This is a genomic window from Mesorhizobium sp. M2A.F.Ca.ET.037.01.1.1 (assembly GCF_003998075.1).
Lineage (GTDB): Bacteria > Pseudomonadota > Alphaproteobacteria > Rhizobiales > Rhizobiaceae > Mesorhizobium.
This window is the reverse complement of record NZ_RZSA01000654.1, coordinates 1-3,913: the sequence shown is the minus strand read 5'-3', so window position 1 is coordinate 3,913 and position 3,913 is coordinate 1. Positions and strand designations below refer to the sequence as shown.

General features: G+C 65.8%; 5 protein-coding genes and 1 pseudogene. 2 read left to right on the top strand and 4 right to left on the bottom strand.

The features are described from left to right. Positions 1–86 (bottom strand): annotated as a pseudogene (locus EOA27_RS42305) (acyl-CoA thioesterase II); the annotation flags it as partial. Positions 87–190: 104 nt separating this feature from the next. On the opposite strand from EOA27_RS42305, the gene EOA27_RS26275 reads away from it, so the two are divergent. Then, the gene (locus tag EOA27_RS26275; protein WP_126083648.1) at positions 191–1,468 is read left to right on the top strand and encodes a ubiquinone biosynthesis hydroxylase; all 1,278 of its coding nucleotides are present in this window, start codon (positions 191–193) and stop codon (positions 1,466–1,468) included. Positions 1,469–1,863: 395 nt separating this feature from the next. Here the strand turns inward: EOA27_RS26275 and EOA27_RS26270 are convergent, their stop codons facing one another. From EOA27_RS26270 to EOA27_RS26260, 3 genes are all read right to left on the bottom strand, one after another. Then, positions 1,864–2,394: a hypothetical protein gene (locus tag EOA27_RS26270; protein ID WP_126080484.1), complete on the bottom strand. Its 531-nt coding sequence runs from the start codon at positions 2,392–2,394 to the stop codon at positions 1,864–1,866. Between the two features lie 141 nt (positions 2,395–2,535). After that, a complete protein-coding gene (locus EOA27_RS26265) occupies positions 2,536–2,892 on the bottom strand; it encodes a YciI family protein (RefSeq protein WP_126080483.1) in 357 nt (118 codons plus the stop codon). Continuing rightward, positions 2,889–3,113 carry a hypothetical protein gene (locus EOA27_RS26260; protein WP_126080482.1) on the bottom strand — a complete coding sequence of 75 codons (225 nt, stop codon included), beginning with the start codon at positions 3,111–3,113 and terminating at the stop codon, positions 2,889–2,891. Before EOA27_RS26260 ends, EOA27_RS26265 begins: the two co-directional genes overlap by 4 nt. Positions 3,114–3,363: 250 nt before the next feature. Between EOA27_RS26260 and EOA27_RS26255 the strand changes: the two genes are divergently transcribed. Then, positions 3,364–3,789, top strand: coding sequence for an OsmC family protein (locus tag EOA27_RS26255; protein WP_042645515.1), 426 nt, complete (start codon positions 3,364–3,366; stop codon positions 3,787–3,789). Positions 3,790–3,913 lie beyond the last annotated feature (124 nt).

Below are 3,913 nucleotides of genomic sequence, written 5' to 3'. Positions count from 1 at the left end.
ACCTTTGGGCTGCGACCACGATACAGATTGTGTTCGAGCTGCTCGAGGTCGAGAATGTCGAGAAGCTCGTCCATGGCCGCCGTCATGTCTGAAATCCTTCAAGGGATGCGCCATGGCCGGTTTCGGACAGGATGTACGGCCAGTCAAGGCCGCAAGCGGCGGCGCGACGAAGCCGCGAAAGGATGATGCCATGGTCGACCGCAAGCCGGATGGAGCAAAGGCCGATGCGAACCGCGAAGCGCCGCTCGACGTGCTCATCGCCGGCGCGGCTTATGTCGGCCTCACCGCGGCCGTGTCGCTGAAGCAGGCGCGGCCGGGCCTCGCCATCGCCGTCGTCGACGCCGCGCCTGCGGGCGTCTGGCAACGGGACGGGCGCGCCTCGGCCATCGCCGCCGCCGCCAGCCGCATGCTGGAGCAGCTCGGTGTCTGGGACGAAATCGCGCCGGAAGCGCAGGCAATCACCGAAATGATCATCACCGATTCGCGCGCCGCCGACCCGGTGCGCCCGGTGTTCCTGACCTTCGACGGCGAGGTGGCGCCGGGCGAGCCTTTCGCCCACATGGTCGCCAACCGTGACTTGAACGGCGCGCTGCGCCGCCGCGCCGAAAAGCTCGGCATCGATATCATCGAAGGCGTCGCGGTCAGCGCCTTCGACGTCAACGGCGCCGGCATCACGGTGCATCTGGCCGACGGCGCGGCGATGAAGGCGCGGCTGCTGATTGCCGCCGACGGCGTCAACTCCAGGCTGCGCGACCTGGCCGGCATCAAGACCGTCAAATGGGAATACGGCCAGTCCGGCATCGTCTGCACGGTGGCGCATGAGCGCCCGCACAACGGCCGCGCCGAGGAGCATTTCCTGCCAGCCGGCCCCTTCGCGACACTGCCGCTGAAGCCGGACAAGGACGGAACCAATCGCTCGTCGATCGTCTGGGTGGAGCGCACGCAAGACGCCAAGGCTCTGGTCGAGGGCGACGAGTTCGTCTTCGAGCACGATCTGGAGCAGCGCTTCGGCCTGAAGCTCGGCGAAATAAGGGTCGTCGACAAGCCGCGCGCCTGGCCGCTCGGCCTGACGCTGGCCCGCGCCTTCGTCGCGCCGCGCATCGCGCTCGCCGGCGACGCCGCGCACGGCATCCACCCGATCGCCGGCCAGGGCCTCAATCTCGGCTTCAAGGATGTCGCCGCGCTCGCCGAAGTCATCGTCGAGGCCGACCGGCTCGGCCAGGACATCGGCGCCCTCGACGTGCTCGAGCGCTACCAGCAATGGCGCCGCTTCGACACGCTGCAGATGGGCGTCACCACCGATGTCTTGAACCGTTTGTTTTCCAACGACATTGGCCCGCTGCGCGCCGTCCGCGATCTCGGCCTCGGGCTGGTCGAGCGCATGCCCAGGCTGAAGGATTTCTTCATCCGCCAGGCCTCGGGCCTCTCCGGCGACACGCCGAGGCTGCTCAAGGGCGAGGCGATCTGAACCCTTTCCTGGAGGAATAGCGGCAGCGCCTCTCATTTCGTCATCCACGGGCGGAGTGACGCGAAGCGGAGCGCAGACCCGAGGATCCATTCCGTTCCCTCCGCCAAGGAACGCAGCGACGCAGAATTTGCACCGATGCGGCGCTCCGATGTCACGGAATGGATTCTATGGTCTGCGCGCGTCGCTTCGCTCCTTGCTCCGCCATAGAATGACGACGCGAGAGGCGTTTCGCTCCATCACGAAGGCAGGCGATACGGTCGTCGCCGCGCGGTGAAATTCAGGTCAGGCCGAGTCGAAAATGGCGGATCCCGAGAACCGGAGCGGAGCGTACTTGAAAGTACGTGAGCACCGGAAGCGCAGGGAGCCGGCATTTGCAGGCCGGCCTCACCTGAATTCTAGTTCACCTCAAAACCCAGCTTCTGCCGCAGCCTCAGCATCCGCTGGTCGGGTATCCTGAGGCTCTGCTCGCCGCCTTGCGCGACACGGTTCAGCATGCTGAGCAGGTCGTCACGCTCATGCGGGTCGAGACGGCCGCGCAGGAACGGCGCCAGCTTGTCGATGACGATCGTCGTGTCGTCGACCTGCGCTGCAGCCCATTTTGCGTAGACGACCGCCTCGTCGGTCTTCTTCGGGCTTTCCGCGATCTGCGAGATGACGTCCCGGATGACAGCCTCGCGCTTCGGCAGCACCGGCCCTTGCTCGGCAACGATCGCGGTGATCAGCGTCGCGGCCGCCACCACCGGATCGTCGATCGCCGTCAGCGGCGAGAGCGCGGCCTGGTTGCGCAGCTTCTTGCGGCGCAGGTTGCCCTGGACGCGCCCGACGACGTCGGCGACCTCACGCGCGGCGTCGCTCATATATTTCAGCCGGTACCACCAGATGGCGGCCGCTCCGAGCAGGCCAAGTATCGCGATAAGAATAGGCATGCCGAATTCCCCCGAAATCGCGGCCACGATAAGAGAGATGCGGCGTTGCTTCAACACGCAACGGTTGCGTCCGTGAAGAAACCCTGAAGATGTTTCCCGCGTGAGACGGCCGCAACGCGCCATGCCCGGCCTGACCGGCGCCTATGACCCCGGTATGTTGTAGATCGCCCTGACCTCGACCGTGCCGAGCTCGGCCAGCGGAATGCGCTCCGCGATCTTCAGCGCCTCGGCAAGGTCGGCCGCCTCGACCATGACGAAGCCGAGCAGCTGCTCCTTGGTCTCGGCGAACGGCCCGTCGGTCACCAGTACCTTGCCCTTGCGCCGCCTCAGCGACTTCGAGGTCTTCACCGATTGCAGGGCCTGTGCGATGACCAACCTGCCTTGCCTGTCGAGGTCCCTGTCATAGGCAAGCGAGTCGGCATCGAGCCTGGCCGCCCGTTCCGGGGTGAGCGCGTAAAGGTCCTTCTCCTCGCCATAGACCAGCAGGACATATTTCATTTCGAGCTCCCTTCGATGGCCACGTTGTAAGAGGCAAAGGCGGCGGTGTCAGTTTTGTTTGCCGTGGCCACGTGGTCGAGCAGGCACGCCGCCACGCCGACAATAGCGATGGCCGCAAGCAGTCGACCGAAACCGGGCGCCGGCGGATCCAGCCAGAACTCCTCCGCTCGCCGGGCATTTCGCTCCGGCTTCCCCCAGATCGCAACAAACAGATTGTCCATCTCAAATCTCCATCGGCCGCGAGTGGCCGCCCGCAGGACGGTCGGGCCGATGGCAAGTCGACATTCTTGCGCGCATTTTTTTGAGATTTTTCGGTCTGCCCACCACACGGGCGGAAAGCGCGTCGATTCCGGTGAGGCGGCCTCACCCGAATCTCGACGCGCCGGAGGATGGCCTTCCGCCGCGCCCGCGCTATAGTCCAGGAGAACGCCGGCGGCCGCCGGCGCAACCCCGACAGACCAGGAGGACTCCATGGATCGCACCGCAAACGCCGTCTGGAAAGGCAATCTGACGGAAGGCCAGGGCACGCTCGACACGCAGAGCGGGACCTTGAAGGGCACGCCCTATTCCTTCAAGGCGCGCTTCCAGGACGAGAGCGGCAAATCCGGCACCAATCCGGAAGAGCTGATCGCGGCGGCGCATGCGGGCTGCTACGCCATGCAGCTGTCGCATTTCCTGGCCGAGAACGGCACGCCGGCCGCAGAGCTCGACGCCAAGGCGGTGGTGACGCTGGTTCCCGGCACCGGCATCACCGGCAGCGCCATCACCCTGGTCGGCAAGGTGCCCGGCATCGACGCGGCGAAGTTCAAGGAACTGGCCGAGAAGGCCAAGGCGGAGTGCCCGGTGTCGAAAGCGCTGGGGGCAATCAAGGTGTCGCTGGACGCAAGGTTGGGGTGAGGCAGATTTGCGCGGGGTGGTGATCCTTCGCCCCCCTCTCTGCCCTGCCGGGCATCTCCCCCTCAAGGGGGGAGATTGGCAGCTTCGCCGTTGGCGCTCAGCTTGCGGCGTTGGAGATTGGCGA

Bases quoted from the DNA above. Each gene is read 5' to 3' on its own strand.
- EOA27_RS26260 (WP_126080482.1), bottom strand. From the start codon at position 3,113: ATGGACAATCTGTTTGTTGCGATCTGGGGGAAGCCGGAGCGAAATGCC.
- EOA27_RS26270 (WP_126080484.1), bottom strand. From the start codon at position 2,394: ATGCCTATTCTTATCGCGATACTTGGCCTGCTCGGAGCGGCCGCCATC.
- EOA27_RS26255 (WP_042645515.1), top strand. From the start codon at position 3,364: ATGGATCGCACCGCAAACGCCGTCTGGAAAGGCAATCTGACGGAAGGC.
- EOA27_RS26275 (WP_126083648.1), top strand. From the start codon at position 191: ATGGTCGACCGCAAGCCGGATGGAGCAAAGGCCGATGCGAACCGCGAA.
- EOA27_RS26265 (WP_126080483.1), bottom strand. From the start codon at position 2,892: ATGAAATATGTCCTGCTGGTCTATGGCGAGGAGAAGGACCTTTACGCG.